14 protein-coding genes and 2 pseudogenes are annotated in these 15,527 nt (G+C 53.3%); 3 read left to right on the forward strand and 13 right to left on the reverse strand.

Translation table 11 applies throughout. The features are described 5' to 3' along the window. Positions 1-34 precede the first annotated feature (34 nt). The 3 genes and pseudogenes from LRS56_11485 to LRS56_11495 form a co-directional block, all read right to left on the reverse strand. The gene (locus tag LRS56_11485) at positions 35-532 is read right to left on the reverse strand and encodes a hypothetical protein (protein WDU65016.1); all 498 of its coding nucleotides are present in this window, start codon (positions 530-532) and stop codon (positions 35-37) included. Between the two features lie 174 nt (positions 533-706). Then, entirely contained in the window at positions 707-1,030 is a 324-nt protein-coding gene (locus LRS56_11490) for a hypothetical protein (GenBank protein ID WDU65017.1), read from the reverse strand. After that, a pseudogene (locus LRS56_11495) lies at positions 1,030-1,765 on the reverse strand (metallophosphoesterase family protein). The gene LRS56_11490 and the pseudogene LRS56_11495 overlap by 1 nt, the downstream one beginning before the upstream one ends. Before the next feature lie 209 nt (positions 1,766-1,974). Between LRS56_11495 and LRS56_11500 the strand changes: the two are divergent. Next, positions 1,975-2,448: a helix-turn-helix domain-containing protein gene (locus LRS56_11500; protein WDU65018.1), complete on the forward strand. Its 474-nt coding sequence runs from the start codon at positions 1,975-1,977 to the stop codon at positions 2,446-2,448. 338 nt (positions 2,449-2,786) lie between these two features. Here LRS56_11500 and LRS56_11505 read toward each other — a convergent pair whose 3' ends face one another. Together LRS56_11505 and LRS56_11510 are read right to left on the reverse strand one after the other, a co-directional pair. Next, positions 2,787-3,167 carry a DNA binding protein gene (locus tag LRS56_11505; protein ID WDU65019.1) on the reverse strand — a complete coding sequence of 127 codons (381 nt, stop codon included), beginning with the start codon at positions 3,165-3,167 and terminating at the stop codon, positions 2,787-2,789. A 30-nt stretch (positions 3,168-3,197) separates the two neighbouring features. After that, the gene (locus tag LRS56_11510; protein WDU65020.1) at positions 3,198-3,524 is read right to left on the reverse strand and encodes a hypothetical protein; all 327 of its coding nucleotides are present in this window, start codon (positions 3,522-3,524) and stop codon (positions 3,198-3,200) included. A 1,097-nt stretch (positions 3,525-4,621) separates the two neighbouring features. Here LRS56_11510 and LRS56_11515 point away from each other — a divergent pair. Then, positions 4,622-6,541: pseudogene (locus LRS56_11515) on the forward strand (AAA family ATPase). After that, positions 6,538-8,220: an ATP-dependent helicase gene (locus LRS56_11520; GenBank protein WDU65021.1), complete on the forward strand. Its 1,683-nt coding sequence runs from the start codon at positions 6,538-6,540 to the stop codon at positions 8,218-8,220. The pseudogene LRS56_11515 and the gene LRS56_11520 overlap by 4 nt, the downstream one beginning before the upstream one ends. A gap of 102 nt (positions 8,221-8,322) precedes the next feature. Here the strand turns inward: LRS56_11520 and LRS56_11525 are convergent, their stop codons facing one another. The 8 genes from LRS56_11525 to LRS56_11560 all read right to left on the reverse strand — a co-directional run bounded on the left by LRS56_11525 (position 8,323) and on the right by LRS56_11560 (position 15,500). Then, positions 8,323-8,919 carry a hypothetical protein gene (locus tag LRS56_11525; protein WDU65022.1) on the reverse strand — a complete coding sequence of 199 codons (597 nt, stop codon included), beginning with the start codon at positions 8,917-8,919 and terminating at the stop codon, positions 8,323-8,325. An 18-nt stretch (positions 8,920-8,937) separates the two neighbouring features. Continuing rightward, complete coding sequence (locus LRS56_11530; protein WDU65023.1) at positions 8,938-9,402, reverse strand: TniQ family protein; 465 nt, start codon at positions 9,400-9,402, stop codon at positions 8,938-8,940. Next, a complete protein-coding gene (locus tag LRS56_11535; GenBank protein ID WDU65729.1) occupies positions 9,395-10,024 on the reverse strand; it encodes a hypothetical protein in 630 nt (209 codons plus the stop codon). The genes LRS56_11530 and LRS56_11535 overlap by 8 nt, the downstream gene beginning before the upstream one ends. Positions 10,025-10,237: 213 nt before the next feature. Beyond that, a complete protein-coding gene (locus tag LRS56_11540) occupies positions 10,238-11,224 on the reverse strand; it encodes a TniB family NTP-binding protein (GenBank protein WDU65024.1) in 987 nt (328 codons plus the stop codon). Continuing rightward, the gene (locus LRS56_11545) at positions 11,221-13,221 is read right to left on the reverse strand and encodes a Mu transposase C-terminal domain-containing protein (protein WDU65025.1); all 2,001 of its coding nucleotides are present in this window, start codon (positions 13,219-13,221) and stop codon (positions 11,221-11,223) included. Before LRS56_11545 ends, LRS56_11540 begins: the two co-directional genes overlap by 4 nt. Then, complete coding sequence (locus LRS56_11550) at positions 13,218-13,940, reverse strand: hypothetical protein (protein WDU65026.1); 723 nt, start codon at positions 13,938-13,940, stop codon at positions 13,218-13,220. The genes LRS56_11545 and LRS56_11550 overlap by 4 nt, the downstream gene beginning before the upstream one ends. Before the next feature lie 271 nt (positions 13,941-14,211). After that, positions 14,212-14,820 (reverse strand): hypothetical protein, encoded by a 609-nt coding sequence (locus LRS56_11555; protein WDU65027.1) that lies wholly within the window; start codon positions 14,818-14,820, stop codon positions 14,212-14,214. 14 nt (positions 14,821-14,834) lie between these two features. Further along, entirely contained in the window at positions 14,835-15,500 is a 666-nt protein-coding gene (locus tag LRS56_11560) for a dTMP kinase (protein ID WDU65028.1), read from the reverse strand. Between the last annotated feature and the right edge of the window lie 27 nt (positions 15,501-15,527).

Genomic DNA, 15,527 nt, shown 5'->3' on the forward strand with positions numbered 1-15,527 from the left:
TAACATAGCCTGGGCGCTCACGGGCACTTAGCCGTTAGCGAACCACGATACCATGACCTGCCAGTTCGCTTACTAGTGTTTTACGCCGAAGCATTTTGGGAATTGTGAAAATGCTTCGATATCCGTAGAAAAGACCCACCGGAACAAACAAAAGACCCAGGCCGTATGTGGCGGTTGCGATAATTAGTCCTGCAGGAACCGCTGCCAGAGTGAATACAATACCTTTCAGCACACTAGACCTGGCGACAAGCTTCAGGTGATCAAGGTCATACTCGACCTTTCCATCTGCCTTTTGGAACGCAACTAGAACGATGGTTTTCTTGTTCAAATGCTTGTAGTACCACGTACGAGGCTTATCAGTAACGATCGCCCCGTGCCTTTTCAGGTAGTCCAGTATGCAAACTTCTTTGAAATAGAAGGTTTTCCCTTCACTGTCCTCGCACCGAACTTGGTCATAGAGCGTATCAATGTCAGCTGAGTTTTTAACATTGTAGTTCTTGACGGTAAGCTCAATTCTTTTCAGATCAGGCATGCATTTTCCTTAGTGCGTTCAAAAGGCCACGTGAACACGAGCGCGCACGAAGCCGTCCAGCGGGTTGGTCAGCGGGGTATACAAAGCTTTAAATCCAAGGTGCTCGCCGCGCCTTGCCAAGTACTACAGCTTGAAAGCGGCCTTCAGGCTGGGTGGGCCAACCTATGGGCAGGCTCACCGCGGCTCGCTGAGCTCACTAGCGATAACGTAGTAATCTCTGCCACTTAGACTGCGCATTAGCTTGAACCCCGCCCTCGTCTCAACCAGCTCTAGCGGAGGGGTCGCCACGGTCATTCCGTTCGTGCTCACGTTTGACTGATCGTTGTAAACGAGCGCGGCGTAATTCTGCCCTGCCTTTGCAGCGTTGATAAGGTAAGCGTCGACTCTCACCCCCCAGTCTATGCCCTGCGCTTGAAGGACTTCTGAGGGAAGATCCCGTTCAAGTTCAATCGGCTCGACAGCGTGGTCAAAAAAGTGCTTCATCACCGAAGTGGCCATTAGATTTGAATCTCGAAATAAGGGTCGAACCCGGTATTTTCGTTGGGATAGCCACGTGGGTTAGAGATCACCCGGCAGCCTGCGAATTCAACATCTGTAGCTTCATGCGTATGTCCGAACACCCATACGTGGGCCTTCTCGATCAGACGAAGCCAGTCGTTCGTGTACGCGGCGGTCAAATGCCCTTCATGCTGTTCGCCTATCACCACGGGCGATGGTGAGTGATGGGTCACCACTATCGTCTTGCCGCCAAACGGTTGAGCCAGCTCTTGGGTGAGCCAGTCCTTTGCGATGTGATTCCGGGTAATCAGGTCACCCGGTCTCAATCTTCTGTAGTTCGATTCTGCCCTGATGTACTTGAAGTCGTTCATGCCTTGCCTGGCAGCGTTACTGGCCGCGACCTGGTTCCCTGTTGACGTGAAGTCAGTCCATGCTGTGCTGCCGAGGATTCTGACATCCCCCAGAATCAGCGATTCGTTGTCCAGAACATGCACGTGGCTGGCCGCAGCGTCCTTCATCTTCTGCAAGGTGCGATCAAGGTGCCCGTCGTAATATTCGTGGTTCCCTGTGACGTACACGACCTGGCAGGCGAACGTCTCGTTGGCCCACTGGACTCCCCCTGACCTTTTTGTTGATATCGCCGGCGAGGATTACCAGGTCAACTCCACCATCAAGGGGCGGCGGGTCGAAACGGTGGAACTCGGCATGGAGATCTGAGTAAATTCTGATTCGCAAACGCTGGCTCTTGAGGATTTAGCTGTAAATTGAAGCGCACCGGATCTGTCAGCGCGGCGAGCGCGTGGGTATGCCGATGCGAGGGATTGAGGGCTTCCCAGTGCTCCCATAAAAATCCAGACACGGCGCCTTTATATCCACTCCGCGCACTATATTGCATGGAACGGAAGCGCGCAATATGGCTTTATCCTCAGCTTTGGATGCTCCAAATGTCGCTGAGAGAACCACTCGCCGCCGTCCTGAGGCTGTCGCGCGCAGCCCAGAATCTCTCCCAAGAGGACTTCCATGGTCGAGTAGAGCCTCGCCAGCTCAGCAATATCGAACACGGCAAAAGCAGTCCTACCCTTTCCACCCTCGAGGACATATCTGCAATCCTCGACATCAATCTAGTCGCCCTCCTCGCTGCGGCCTCCTCCCATGGTCGCCGTCAGACACCCAAGGAGTTTTTGAAGGACTTGGCCGGCGAGCTTGCCAAGCTGGAAAAGCTAGGTGTCCTGGACAACCTCGACGGCGAGTTCAGTGATGGGAAGCTCCACTCGGTGCATCCCCGTATTCGATCAAAAGAGATCAATCGGGCAGCAGTATTCAAGTGCAAGGCTGAGGGGAAGACGCAGGTGGAGACTGCGGCGCTGCTGGGGCTTGGGCAGTCGACGGTTAGCAGGCTTTGGAAGGACGAAGGTTGAAACATCTCCCCGGGTCACCGCGAGCTGAATTTGATGAAGGTGAGCTGCGGAGTCGACCGACAAGCCGCTTCATTGATCAAGTTTTCAAGAAGTCGATCCAGGTATTCAAGTTTCAAGGCCTAGCGCAGGCACAGACGTCCCAAATCTTGGGGTGTACAGATGGCTGCCACCCGACAGTGGCGCGGGATTCCACGGCAACGATCATTGGTGACCCTGCGCCTGGTTCAGTCCTCCGTGTAGTGCGGACTGGCACCCTCTACGGCATGAACGCTTACTATCAACCAGCGCCCTGTCGACTCGGCGCCTTAGGTCATGCTTGCAGCGACCGATTAGTGGCTCTAGCGCGTCCATTTCTCGACAATTGCCGCGCCGTGTAAAGCTTTCCACTGCTTCAATACTTTATGGTTAGCACCGCGAGTCTCTATCACTTCACCCGTGTGAGGGTTGAGGTAGCTCTTCAGCGGACGGGGCTTTCTTTTTTTAGCAGGTGAATTCAGTTGCCCTGCAGACACCTTAGAAAATTCTTCGGAGCCAAGGCTAGGATCAAGAAGCACTACTATGTCCTTCGAAGCAAACTGATACTTATCAGCAAGTGAGTCCAGGCGAGTCAGAAAGTTAAAAGCCTTGACTACCTCAGGATCATTAACGAGCGGCATGGCAGTAGAGCATTCATTGGCAAGCCGATCATTTACTTCAAGTAGCTCAATCAACTTTTCCATAGCGCTCTCACCTTATGCAAATAAAAGCTATCAGGCATAAGAGCTTTCCCGAGCTCGGGATCGCTCATTTTTTGCGGGTTCTGCACCATCGACGAAATTGTTCTCAGTACTTCCATTTGGAATAAGATCTAGCAATGGATTCACACCCCGCTTGGTGAATTTTTCGCGCGCGCGGAGCAATTTGACAACTTGAGGCGTGGTATAACCAAACTCGATCATCAGTGCCTTGAGCTGAGTCTGAAACTCGATGTCCAGCAGATAGTCAGGCTGACCTTTCTTCTTCGACAGAGCGACCAGCATCGTGGCCAGTTGATGCTCAGCCAGCCGTAACTCGACAAGGGTATGCGACCTGCTCATATCATCCACCAATCTGCGCTGAGTGAGCCATGTGCGTTGAGTGTAGCCGATGCATCCCCTTGAAGAAACCCAGTCTGACGGTTACCCTCCGGCTGGTTAAGGGCCTTTTATAGACGCCTTTAGCGTCAGTATTTTGGCTGCTTGCAGGCGTGTGAGAACCATCGAGAGCAGGTTGCCTTAAGGAACCAGAACGACTGACGAAATCGAGACGGGATGGATCATTCGTAAAAACCGAACATTCCCCCCAAGTATGATGGCCAGCCTTTTAGGGCATGCGCTGTACACCCAGATCAATATAGGCCGAAACCGTTTCAGTGATCAATTTAGGTAAAATCCGTCGATGCGAGTAGTAAAGGCTCTAGCACGGGGCTTTGCGCCTATAACACCTTCTCGCCTGCCTTTGAAATGAACGAGAATCTGCTAGTTGAGCCGCGGTGGCTTCATATCCCCAAAAGGCGCCCAAGGCATGTGACTACCCATAAGTACTGGCCGATACTTATCTGGAAATCTGCGTGGTAATGGCCCGGGCGCCGAAAGTGAATCTTATCCAGCCATATGGGATTTTGGCATTTGCAAATTTGGACGTGATGGTCTACGCGAGCTTGGGCGTGAGCAACGTATCTGAAGAGATGGCGATAGTTATTAGAAACAGGGAGCTTCGCGTCATATTATTCCTTTGAACTAGTCAGTAATCTTGGATATACCATGACGCGCTTTTCAACATTAATGCAGGGTCACTTTGCAAGCACAATCTCATACTGAGCCTAGTTAGCTGACGGTCATGGTGCGCATGCAAACAAATAAAGAGCGGCGCGAGCCTTTTTTACAATAGAGGGAGAAATATTATCCCTACTTCCATTTCTTTAGCCTAACAATAACCATTTCGACTAGCACTGCCTGATAGCGTCAATAGCAACTACATGGTTTAGGAAACTCTGGATACAGGCAGAATTTTTCCAACGGGCCTTTCTGACACCCAAGCAGGCGCAGTATTCTTCACCGCAGCGCGCAACACACGGACAGGGATAGAGCGAGCCGTATCTAGTAATTCCTGCGTGTTTTCGGATAGACAGCTTGTCAGATAAGGAAAGCGAGCAATGAAGCTGTGCAGCCTGCGGATATCCAATTTTCAGTCGTTTGGCCCTGTGCCGACCCCGATCACGTTCGAAGACATAACGTACCTCCTGGGCCCGAACGGCGCAGGCAAAACCGCAGTCCTCCAGGCTCTTTGCAGGCTATTCGCATTTGAGCCAGGGTTGCGTCGCGTCCGGCCTTCTGACTTTCACGTCCCAATTGGCCAGAGCAATGCTGAGGGCGGCAGCACGCTGTGGTTGGAGGCCGAGTTTAACTTCCCGGAGACAGCTGATGATGAGGACAACGATACAGTTGCTCCGCACTTCGATCACATGCGCCTCCAGGCTGCGGGCGATGTGCCGCGAGTTCGTTACCGCCTTACTGCCATGGTCGACGACGAAGGTGATGTCGAAGAATCGCTCGTCTACGTCACGCAGGCGGATGCCGATGGCAACCCCACCGTTAGCTCCATAGTTCCCAAGCACCAACGCAACCAGATCCACCTTCACTACATCCCGGCCCGGCGTGATCCATCCGACCACATCGCGTATGGGGCGACAGCTTTACTCGGACGGCTATTGCGTGCGACTCAATGGGGCGGCGATCGCAATACGGTCAAGGAGTTGACCGACCAGATTACTAACTGCCTCGCAGGTAATGCTTCTGTCAAAGCGCTCGGGCAAAGCCTGAATGCGTCATGGAAATGCCTACACAAAGGAGCGTTCTTCGCCGAGCCCAAGCTCACCTTCGTGAATTCGGACATCGAGATGCTGCTACGCCACATGTCGGTTTCATTCACACCGGGGCATGGAGTGAGTGAGGTAGATTTTTCTAGGCTGAGTGACGGGCAAAAATCGATGCTCTACCTCTCTCTGGTACTCGCTGCCCATTCGATCAACCGTGACGTGAAGTCAGGTAAGAATACGGCTATTGATCCAGCCAAGTTGAAACCACCCGCATTCACCATCTTGGCTATGGAGGAACCCGAGAACAGCCTGTCACCTCAGTACCTGAGCAGGATTGTTAATGCTCTGAAAGGATCCATAGGTGTTGATGCTCAGGCACTGATCGCAACACACGCGCCCTCGATGCTGCGCCGGGTTGATCCTGAGAACATCCGCTACTTGCGACTCGGCTCGAATCGGTGCTCTCTAGTCAGTGGCATCACGCTTCCCGCCAAGGATGATGTAGCCCATAAATTCGTCCGAGAAGCCGTCCAGTCCTTTCCCGAGATCTATTTCTCCCGGCTTGTAGTCTTGGGTGAAGGTGACAGCGAGGAGATCGTCCTTCCGAGGATTCTTCAAGCCAAAGGGGCGCCGGTCGACGAATCGGCGGTGACCATCGCGCCCCTGGGTGGCCGTCACGTGAATCACTTCTGGCGTTTGCTTTCCCAGCTCGGCACGCCGTACATCACCTTGCTTGATCTGGATCTCGCACGGTACCAGGAGGCTGGGGGCGGCTGAAATATGTCAACGACCAATTAGGGCTTTTTCAACCTTTCAAGGTTTTGCCCTATACGATCCCGGCCTGGGACAGCCATGAATTTAAAGTCAGAATCCACAACGGGGTCTCGTCTACATCACCAGAGACCCTATTCGACCTCCTTGAACAGCGCGGCGTGTTTTTCTCGGCACCACTGGATCTAGACTTTGCCATGCTTACCGCCTTCCCTCTAGCATTCAACGCACTACCTGCTGTTTCAACTTCAGAAAGCCAGAAGGCGGTTCTCGGAAAAAGCCATCAAGGCGCTGATCAATACAGCCCGCAAGAGCAGGCTTGGTTCGATGCCTACCACCATCTCTTCAAACTCGGCAGTAAACCCGCAGCTCATCTCACCGCGCTATCCAGCCTCTCTGACGCTGATCTCCTCGCCGGCCTCCCACCTGCACTGGATCGACTTCGCTAACGCGGTGATTGCAGCGCTAGAGGAGTCACCGGAGTGATTCACCCTGACCGTTGGACGCCTTCACCTGGGCTGACTCTGGAAACGAACGCTTGGCACGCTATCAAGGACACCCAGCATTCGCTTGTCCTTTTGGCGGGGCCAGGCGCAGGCAAGACGGAGATATTAGCCCAGCGCGCGGATTTTCTCCTGCGCTCTGGCAGTTGCCGGTATCCCAAGCGAATTCTTGCGATTTCCTTCAAGTCCGACTCAAGTCGCAATCTTAAGGAACGTGTAAGCCTGCGATGCGGATGGGAGCAAGCAACACGCTTCGACAGCTTCACGTTTCACTCCTTTGCCAACCGAATTGTCAGTCGCTTTCGGGTGTTATTGACCGGCTCAGAGGCTCTGAACCCTGGTTACTCAATAGGCAAAGAGGCCATTCCTGGCGAGCAGATTACCTTCATGCAGCTGCTTCCCATGGCGCTCAAGATTCTGCGTACAAGCAAGATCGCCCGAAACACTATCCGTCAGACCTATGCGCACGTATTTCTCGACGAATTCCAGGATTGCACCTCAGATCAGTACCAACTGATCAAGCTCCTGTTTGAAGGAACGCCGGCGCTCCTGACCGCTGTAGGCGACACCAAGCAAACCATCATGGGTTGGGCCGGCGCGTTAGACGGCATCTTCAAGCTTTACGCCAATGACTTCGCCGCCCGACCACTACGGCTCTACCGAAACTTCCGATCCAAGCCGCGCCTGCTGCGCATGCAGAACAGCGTCATTCGGGATATCGACCCTTCGGCCCTTATGCCCGACGAATTAATCGACGGAGACAACGGTGTAATCCGCGCAGGAAATTTTTCCTCGAGCACCGCTGAGGCCGTTTCTCTGGCAAACCTGATCCAGAAATGGATTGAGGTCGAAGAGTTAAGACCAGCCGAGATCGCCGTTCTTTTCCGCGGTGAAATCGATCTGTACGCGGAAGAACTCATGGAGCAGCTGACGCTTCGTAACATACCCTTCCGCAATGAGAACACCCTTCAGGACTTACTCAAGGAGCCTGCAGCCAGGCTGATGATCGACTACCTGACCTGCCTCTATACGCGAGGCTCCAATAAGGCTTGGTCGCGGCTGATGGATCTCTTCGCGCCGTTTGATGATGAGGGCACCAGCGACAGAACTCACAAATCGTTCGAGCTTTGCTACAAGCAGCATCAGCAGCAGGTAAAGGCGGCAGCAAAGACAACGACCCCTTACGCCGATTGGTGGAAGCTCGCCAAAGAGTTCTTCGACACCTTGGGGCATCCCGTGATGACGGCTCTTTCTTCAGACTACGAAACCAAGCGACGCCTGAAGGAGATCATTCGCGATACTCGTAATCACATCACCACCCTCCTGCAGACAGAACCCGACTTGCCAAGGGCGCTTGCCCGGTTCTCCGACGACAACGCAGTGAGATTCTTATCCATGCACAAAAGCAAAGGATTGGAGTTTCATTCAGTGATCATCTCCGGAGTCGAGCAGCAAACCTTCCGCGGTAAAATCGAGGACGAGCGACAGGTCTTCTTCGTCGCAGTCTCTCGAGCAAAGGATCGCCTGATCATCACCACGGCGAACCAGAGGCAACGTCCAGCGGGAATATCGGCGGGCAAAAGATGGGATGTCGCGAGACAGCCGCACGTGACCTTCGTCACCTACGTCACCGAGCATCTGTCGCCCAAACAGCCGCAATGAGGTCGGTTAGTGTGGATGACACAGGTTCCTGGGGGCTGAATGTTGCATCCGCGGTCAAGCTGATTAACTTGAATGCGCATAGCATAGAAATGCACGAGTTAGCTACGGTGCGCCCTTTGACCTGAGCAGCCGAACAAACACCCATGAGATCGCCTGAAATTCTTTGGGGGTCAGCGATTCGGTCGCTTCCTCCAGCATCCTGGCCAACCCTTCCTCTAGATAGTTTCGGGTGGTAGCCGCCGCCACCTGCAGCCTGGTAGTAGGGAACTCGGCACTTTCAGATCGGGTGATCTGGTTTATAAGCTTGCCTTCTTCCGGCGTGATGAGCCCGTACGCGATTCCCAACAACCAATACGCTACCGCAATTTCCCGCGGGCTCGCGGTGTCAATCGAAACCTGAGGCGATGTGATCCTTTCAGTTATGCCGCTACTGGGGGATCTGAAAGGAACATGAAAATAGGTACGCGCAATGCCTGGGCTCAACCGATAATAGGTGGATGAGTGTAGCCATAATCCCATCAAAAACTGTAAGCCGCTGCCCACTTGTCCATTCCCGGCTTTTTCGCCAGCTTTATCGCAGAGGACACGTTGGTACCAGTGCTGAACCCGCTGAGTCAGCAGCAACAGCTTCCGGTTATTCGCGACTACTGAATCAGGCGCTGCCCTTCGCAGGGCAAAATCAACGTCCAGTCGAGACAATGGGCTATCTAGATACTCCTAGTAGCCCTGCCATCCCCGATCCCGTAGATCCTTTGGCCGCTCAATAAGCCGGGTAAGGAGGACAGGACGATCGTGAAGTACGCACACAGATGCGCCGCGCATTTTCCATGACTTTCGCCAGATTGGTGTCTGGCAGGCGCTGATGTCGTTCTGAAAACACAACCGGCAATATTTATTGTCTACTCCGGACGGGACTGTGTGGGATTCAACCATCTCAAACTGAGCAAGGATTTGGGGCCTATGATTGCACTTGAACAGATCTAGAAATGCAGAAGATTTGTAAATCAGATCTAAATCACCCTTCACTCCGGGGTCTCGGGCCGCCAGGCGTAGGATTTCTGTCTCGAAAGTCGAATCGACGTAATTTAGATGGAGCATCCGGTTCAACCACGACGACAGTGATTCGTCGTGCAGTGGCTTCAGGAGCCCGTAAAACGCACGCACCGTCGAGCCCCTACTCATTGCTTACGGGTGGCCCGTCGCCAGCCCCGTCTTCGAAATCTTCGTCGTGCTCGTTCTCGACAAGCAACTGCTGATAGACCTTGCTCCGTGAGGCTCGAGCGATGGCGCCACGCTGCAGATACAACCACTGAATAATCCTGACTGTAAGGCCTATCAGTCCATGTGATTCGCGATACAACTGGGAGATATCAAGCGACATGAGGAGGTCTGAGCCCAACGAATATGCCTGACAGACTCTTTCCACGAAAGCTTGGTAGTCCTGATCAAGCTTCATCGGTTGCAGCACCTTGATCTCGCTAGGAATGCCAGCATCCACGAGTCTTGCATGGTGGAGCTCTACTGCGTCAGTAAGCCCACTAAGTATGAGCAAGGGCGGACGCCGCAGGCGGGGAATGCTCAAAAGTGTCTCCATGTTAGGACGGACGCCCCGATACTCAACGTCTTTGTATTTCTGCGCATCCTCCATGACTAATACATCGTACTGCCGCAACTCTAAAATCCCGGCGCACATGTTCGATAGGCCATGGAAGCAGGGTATGGAACTTACCGTACCCACCCCCAGGCAATGGAGCAATTTAGCGTGCAAGTATTTGTTCCCAGGAAACGGGGTGTCATCCAGCATCAGCACTCGCTTTCCATCCTTACGCGCTCGGGCGGATACTCTTTCCATCAGCATGGACGACCCGGCCCCCGATAGTCCGGTGATGCAGATGGCCCGGGGCATCGTTCCTTGATGCTCGGCAATCGCAGCCAGACAGTCCCGTAAGACCGAGTCATTGCTAGTATTCGCAATCCACGGGGACAAGTCCCCAACAGGTCTGATGGCTCGCATTCCTCACTCACTCGTTGCCATGGTGATCCGCGCATTCTGGATCAAGAGGGCCTGAGCATCGGCTTTCCCATGAAGCCTATCTGCTGCAGTTTGGAGGCTCACGACATCGATGTACTCCTCACCCGAAATAACGGCGTGGCGACATGCCTCCTTCAAAATGTCGATCATGGTTCTCAGTGAGCTGCACTTGCTACGAGCCCGGAATTTTTTACCCTTCTGTGTCTTGGCTCCAACACGCGCAGGCAACGCCAATTCGTACAGCTTGTCGCGGAAAAGGGTTGATGACACTCCGGATGGAAGTCGCAGGGGCATGTAGCACATGAAGGACGCAATGAAGGATGCAAGCAGATTGTCTTTTTCCCATTCAGGCAGCTCAGTCGTGCGATGCCCGTAACGCGACTGAATCTGGTCGTCGAGCTCCAGCATATCCTGGAGCTCGTTGGTACCGCACAGGATCACATTCAAGCCCCAGTCCTGATTAGAGAAGCCCTTCAATGCCTCGAACATATTGTGGAGCCGCTGGCTCGTCACGCGCCGGTCAAGACCATGGGCTTCGTCGAAAATGACTGCGCGGATATTGAGCCGTCGGACAGACTGCTGTGCTTCTGCGTAGTCTCTGGGACTGAAAGTGTAAGCCTTACCACGGACAATCATCCCCAGTTCCTGCAGGAACCTTTTCTCCAGATCGACACCTTTCTTGCGATTGGACAGATCGATGTACATGACCTTTCCTGCCCAACCTCCCTTGTCGGAAGAGCTCTCCTCGCTCCACCGCTGAGCGAGCCTGCTTTTTCCGACGCCAGGAGCCCCGATAACGGCCATCCCGGGATTCGCCTTTACCCTCGGCAACGACACCAGAAGCTTGGCGCATTCAGTCAGCGCGGTACCGTAGGGATGGGGTACCCACACATCTCGGTAGCACAAGAGCGCGCGCTCTTCGGGTGGCAGGAGTAAATACTCGCGGGTCTTCCTGGTGAGGTGATCGTTCATATGTCCTCATCCAACTCGGCGATGATGATCGGCATAGGCTTAGTTGGCTTCGCATCATCGGGTTCACTGGGCGCTTGCGTCGGCCCGAAATGCCCCATACGCTCGAGCTGGGCGACATCCTCCTGAGCCTTCTGGATGGCTTTAGCCTCCTTCTTGCCCTTCGCCTTGATGATGTTGAGTTGCTCCTGAGCATCCAGGCGCTTGTCATCAGCGTCGGTGTCTTCACGCCTTGCCTTCAGGATCATCTTTTGCTCAGCTAAAGTGAGTGGCTCAGTGTGCGGATTGACCAACCAGAGGGGATGCCAGTGATCTTTATGAAGCCCCCATATCCTGTGAAGATTATTTGGGTCGATCTTAATATAAATTTTCTCGCCGACCATCTTGGAGAAAGGCCCGAACTTATAAACCAATTCGCGCGTAACAACACCATTACGTGCTACGGTTACCTCACGCCCTTCTAGAATATCAATAACAAATCGGCCTGGGTCGGAGACTGTCGGCGGTGGAATTATCACGCCGTCGTGCAGACCATATTTTCGCTCAAAGCGCTGATTGGGCGACAACTGATCTTTGCGACCTTTCTTGTTATTAAACTTACATATCCAGACGATTATGAGCTCGGTCAGTCTCTCTAATGTGTAAACTGCTTTTTTATGAGGCTTATAACCAGGCCCCTTCTTAGTGGCAGAGGCTGTGGCACCATCCAAGGTTTGGACGAAGCTCCGGTTTAGTATCCCTAAGCCCCTCTCCACCCCGCCTCCCGATTCAGGGCGCAGTCGTGGGATGTGCTTGATATCTTCGTGGTCGCAGGCAACCCTGTAGCTTTCGGCCATTAAATCAGATCCATGATCTACGACATATTGCACCGGCTTTCCATAGAGTGGCCAATGGAGATGAGAAAGTCCGAACTTAGCCAAAAGCGCCGTTTTGGGACATAAGGCCATATGTACGGCTGCAGATATGCTAGCGCGTTTTGGAGCGCCGAATAATAGTGCAAACCCCATGATGCCCTGTGTGTCTCGATCACGGACGAGCGTGAGAAAGGCCCTGCCCAAAGGGTCACCCGTAGGAGAAAGCGCATGGCAGTCTAATGGCGTGTGGTCAATATCATGAATTCTCCCGGGATAGAACTCTTCCACAGTGGGTGTGGGATAATTACCGAACTTCGCTTGCGCTGCTTCAGGCCCATCAGTTGACTTAAGCCGATCTCTCTCCGAAAGTGCATGCCAACGTCTCCACACAGTGGTACGGCTGGGAGGACGCTTGTTGATATTTTTGCACTGCAGCTGGATCTCATCCAGCGCCTCAGCGTCGTTGGCACCATAGTTAATACGATGACTATCAAACACTGCAGTGATTATCGCATCCACATCAGGGTCGATGCGTTTTTCACCTGGGCGTCTGCCATCTTTACCCGCTATCTGCGCTCGCCAATCAGGGTTCAGAAGATAGATGCGTTTTATTTTGTGGAAGATAGTCGGGCCGACCTTCAATTCCGCCATGGCCTGGCGCTTGGAAATCGGATCGACCTTCGCGCAGTGCTGACGCATTATATCCGTTCGCCGTTGAGCCTCCGTTTCCGCCTCGCTCTCAGCTTCAGTAACCGGAACTGGCTCATGCTCACCCAGACTTGCTCGAAAGTGCTCGTGGTGCTCGGCCAATGCTGCGATGGCTGCTTTGTCAAAATGGCCATCCATTGTGACGACGTTCTTCTGAGAGACAGTACGGAAGGTCTCCACGCCGATTATCGTTTTGAGCCTGTAGGTGTTAGATGTGAGGTCGTAGGTGACCACTTCGTAAACCGAGAACGCCGGACTAGGGATTGATACTTCTTCAGCGGCCATTGGATCGTCGATGCCCGGATTGCCCTCAACAGGCGTGGAATCCTGCTCTTCGCTGGGGGCGAACTCGCCTGGCGATCTCGCGACTTTAGCGTCGATGGCTTCACTGACTTCATCAACTGTAACTAGCTCACCGATACGCACCAGGGCGGTCATGGCTCCATCCCCTTGATGTCAAAGATCAGTCCACGCGGAGTGGCGATCACTGTAGGGTCAGGGTCGCCCTGTGAGAGGAATGTCGTGATGTCATGGATTCGACGGAGCATGAGGGATTTCGTGGGTGCGCTCACCCCTGCTGTTGCGCAATAGATTTGGATCAGCCGGCACAGATCGACTTTGGTGCCCAAGACTTCGATTTGACCTGCGTCAGTGAGAACCAAGTTTGATGCCACCATTTCGGTGATGACACCTTCCCTGATGAAGTCCTCCTCATAAGGAAGGATCCTGGATGACGGTTCTGACTGTACTGGAGGTTTCAGGTGTCTGGTGTGCTGAGCTGGCTGGGGCTTGTGGGACTTCTTCGCTGCGACGCTTGTGTCTACCCGGCCAGCGCTCAAGCTCGTACGCCTAGCCATCCGCGCAGTGTAAAATGCTGACTCGTGGCTGGAAATGTAGGCGTACGCGGCTGCCACCAAATCCTCTTTCCCATCTAGGACATCGTGATTTCCTTTCGGGGTCTGTGCCACGATCAAGATGCGTAGACGCTCGACCGCGACCAGCGCCGGAATCACCAAAACATCCTTCTGCTTGGCAGTCCTGACTTGACCTTTACCCCACTTGAGGATGCGGACGCGAGCACCCGCTGAGACCTTGCCGGTGACGATGTAAAGCTCGGGGTCATCTCCGTGCGTGACAAATGCGCCGACATAGGTCATTACAACTTACCTCAAGTGAGTAATATTCTTTAAGGTTTAGCAGCAATTAAGGGCGGTGCAACTGGAAATTTCGCAAGTTTATAAGCTATTGTTTTATACACAAATATTGATTTTTGTGTTTCGCGAACTTGTGAAATTTGCGTTTTGAAAAATCGGTGGTTTGTGGAATTTTTGCGGGCAGTCGTAATGGTGGCAAGGGGTTAGGGTGAATGCGGAGGTTATTGGATACAGACACGTCAACACTGACGCTTAACCCCATCGCAGCATTCGCTCAGTGTGCCCGTTCCATATCCTCAAACACGGACTGCACAGCATCACTCTGATCAGGCGGCGAAAGTTTAAACAGGCGATTAGCCGCGCTCAGGCTGAAGGTGAGTTTCATTGAGAGCAGCAGGCAGAGAACGGCGGGTAAAAAAGCCAACCAGGCTTCAGGTTGTCCAAGCCCGCCTAAGTAAAAATGTAGCCCCATGAATGCGGTGTAGACACCCAACCCAATCAAAATTACGTAGAGGGGTAAATTCCCGTAGGTCTTGGCATTGTTACCTTGTGCCATGCGTTGAAAGCGACGGCCGTCTTCGGATATATGCACAAAATCACGGGCGACGAGGTAGTCCTTGAGCGCTGCATAGGCATGGTCCTGATACCCCAATGCCAGGCGCAATGCTCGCGCATCAAGATTGATCCGCATATTAAAAGCCTCGCGTACGTCCATCACTAGCACCAGCGGGTGTGCCTTGCACCACTCTCCGGAATGGACCAGATCACGCAAGCGTTGTGTTCGCTGATGAGAGATGCTGGCCGTGGTGTGGCGCCATGTTACGTATAACGTCGAAGCGGGAATAAGCAACGCGAAGACGGCTTGCCATACCTGAAAATCCATTTAAGGCTCCTTGCTCAAGATTGACTGAATATAGACTTCATCTCGACGCACTTGATAGTGGTTGCCGATCGCTTCAGAACACCATAGATCTCAGAAACCACGTGCATCGTTGCCTCTTCGATTGTTCCTTCATTACGGCATAAAACCCAGCCATGGTCCGCAATCGCTTGCTCGAATGCGCGGGTACACGCGACATGCTGTTCCTGCGCATGAATCAGCGTACTGCCCAGGCCGCGACGGCGCGCCGCTGCCCTCCTCCATGAAATATCAGGCGCGGTGACAACACCGACATGCAGATCTGGCACTTGCACGTTGCGATCCATGTTCAGCTGCAAAATCTCTGCAAACGGGACTATGTGGCGAAACGCGGCATCCGACGGGTACCAGCGATCAATCAAGATAATGCTGGCTGGTGGCTGTTTAACCAGCACCTGGTGGGAGATCCAGTGACGGCTATCCGCAAAGCGTTCGCATACTTCCAACTCCAGATCCCGCGTGGGATTCCTCACGAGTTTATTCACCAGGGCCATTGTTTGCGCTCTGTAGGGGTCGCTTTTGCTTTCGCACAGTCGGATCACCGTTTGGTTATCTGCCCTCAGTACTTTGGTGACGGCCTCCAACAGTGTGGTTTTACCGACGCCCTTGGGCCCATCTAGAGAAACAAACAACGGACGTTTCATTCTTCACATCATGAACAGAGATAGGTG

Origin of the sequence: Pseudomonas poae, from assembly GCA_028869255.1 — a bacterium.
Lineage (GTDB): Bacteria > Pseudomonadota > Gammaproteobacteria > Pseudomonadales > Pseudomonadaceae > Aquipseudomonas > Aquipseudomonas poae_C.